Origin of the sequence: Streptomyces sp. GC420 (genome assembly GCF_009916105.1) — a bacterium.
Classification (GTDB): Bacteria; Actinomycetota; Actinomycetes; order Streptomycetales; family Streptomycetaceae; genus Streptomyces.
The window spans coordinates 1-2,186 of sequence record NZ_JAAAXQ010000679.1 but is presented as its reverse complement, the minus strand read 5'-3'; the positions used below and the strand labels follow the sequence as shown (position 1 = coordinate 2,186).

Genomic DNA, 2,186 nt, shown 5'->3' with positions numbered 1-2,186 from the left:
GGGCCAGGTAGCCGTCAGGACGACGAAGGGCTCTCAGGACGACGCGGGGCATCAGCCCGTGGAGACCACGACGGTCTTGCCCGCCTTGTCGTGCAGCCCCTGTTTGTACGGCTTGTCGGCCAGGATCATCACGCTGATGATCGCCAGCCACAGGCACGGGCAGCACAGCCACGCGGGCAGCAGCAGCACGGCGGCGCGCGCCAGCGAGGCGTTGGAGTCCGGGGTGCTGCCGTCGGAGAGCATCGCGACCCGCAGCCCGAGCAGCCGCTTGCCGAGGGTCTGCCCGTTGTTCCTGACCATCAGCCAGTCGTAGAGCACCAGCGCGACCGCGGTGATGAGCGTCCACACCCACTGCTCGCTGCTGTTGAGGTCGGTGACGAAGTCATTGAAGTCGTCGCCGCCGTCCGAGGTCACGTCCGCCCCGCCGAAGGGCAGCGAGATCAGCGTGAGCGGGACCGTGACGATCAGCAGGTCGATGAGCCGGGCGAGGAACCGCCGGCCGAAGGAGCCGAGCGGCGGCATGCCGGCGAGCGGGTCGCCGCCGCCGTAGCCCTCGGGGCCGTAGGGACCCGGCCCGTACGGCGGGGGCTGGGAACTGCCGTCGTACGGGGAGCCGCCACCGCCGCTGCCGCTCGGCGGAGGCTCCTTCCTGAAGGGGTCGTTCTCCGGCGGTTGAGTACTCATGCACCGAGTCGACCGCGCACCGGGTACGAGCGCAATAGGGCACGGCCGTACGAGGGACGTCAGTCGGCCGCGACGAAGGTGCGGGCCGCCTTGTCGTGCCAGCACTGGCGCCAGGGCCGGTCGAACAGACACCAGAGCACATTGACGACGCCGACCACGAGCAGGCCAAGCACGCCGTACACCAGCCAGCGCCGCAGCGCCGCTCCGAAGCCCGGCGGCTCGTGCGCCTCGATGTCCCGCACCTGCACCTTGAACAGCTTCTTGCCCGCGGTACGGCCCCACTTGACGGTGGGCAGCACCTCGTACAGCACGCCGAAGATCAGGAAGACGCCGAGCAGGATGCCGAGGTAGAGGGAGGTCGTGCCGTCCAGCAGCCACACCGTGACGGTCTCTCCGGTGAGCTTGGCGGCCTCGATCTTCTCGTCGATGTGTTCGGTCACCGCGGGCGCGACGGGAACGGCGGCGGCGCCCATGACGAGCGCCAGCGCCAGCGTGTCGACGAGCCGCGCGGCGAAGCGCCGGCCCAGGCCCGCGGGGCGGGCGGCGGCCTGCGCCTGCACAGCGGCCAGGAACGGGTCGACGACCGGCGGCTTCCACGGCACCACCGGATCCGCCCGCTCTTCCCCCGAGCGCGCCAGCTGGTGCACCTGCTGGGGCCAGGAGGAGGCACCGCCGCCCGGGCCCGACGCCATGGGGGCCTGCTGGGCGGGGGCCTGGGGCGTGTCGGCGGCAGGGCCCTGCTCCGTGCGCCGGTCGGTGCCGAACTGCTGCGGCACCGGGGCGGCGGGGCCGGACGCCTGTGCGTCGGCGGGGGTCCGCTGCGCCCCGGGGCCGGCGGGACGCATGGTCATGGTGCCGGGAGTCTCGGCCGTCTCGGGCGCCGGCCAGACCGGGGATTCGGGAGCGGCGCCCCCGGTTCCACCGCCCGCGCCGCCACCGGCTCCCACGCCGGGACCGGCCCCCGCACCGGGACCGGGGGCGCCGGGCGTGTCCGTACGGGAACGGTTCTGGGCCGTGGCCCCGCGCCTGAGATCCCCCGCCTGGACGGAGGGCGCGGGCGAGGGCCGGTCCGCCGGCCTGCGGCCCGGGGTCTGCCAGGGTTCGCCGCTGACGGGAGCTGCGGCGGAGCCTTCCGCCTCGGGCCAGTTCTGCCGGGGATCGGGTCCTGAGCCTGAACGGGACCCGGCGGTGCCCGCGCCCCAGGAGACGCGCCCGTCCCGGTCCTGCTGTGCGGGGTCCGCGCGCCAGGGCGGGTCCTCGTCGAGGAAGACCGGCCCCGTCTCCTCGGCCGGCGCGGGCGACGGCGCGGGAACCGCCGGAGCGGCGGGGGCGGCGGGAGCCGCGGCCCCGCCCGGGGACCCCGGGGCGGACGCGGGCGCGTCCCCCTCGGGGCCCTCGGCCGGGGCCGGGGCCTGCTCGCCCTTGGCGGGCGCGGGGCGGCTGGTGCCGGGCACCCATGAGACTCCGTTCCAGTACCGCACATAGCCCGGAATGGACGGATC

2 protein-coding genes are annotated in these 2,186 nt (G+C 75.0%); both read right to left on the bottom strand.

Translation table 11 applies throughout. The features are described 5' to 3' along the window. Positions 1-51: 51 nt before the first annotated feature. Complete coding sequence (locus tag GUY61_RS37730) at positions 52-684, bottom strand: RDD family protein (RefSeq protein WP_166634796.1); 633 nt, start codon at positions 682-684, stop codon at positions 52-54. A gap of 59 nt (positions 685-743) precedes the next feature. Further along, on the bottom strand, positions 744-2,186 hold a 1,443-nt coding region (locus GUY61_RS37725), incomplete at its 5' end, for an RDD family protein (protein WP_166634795.1).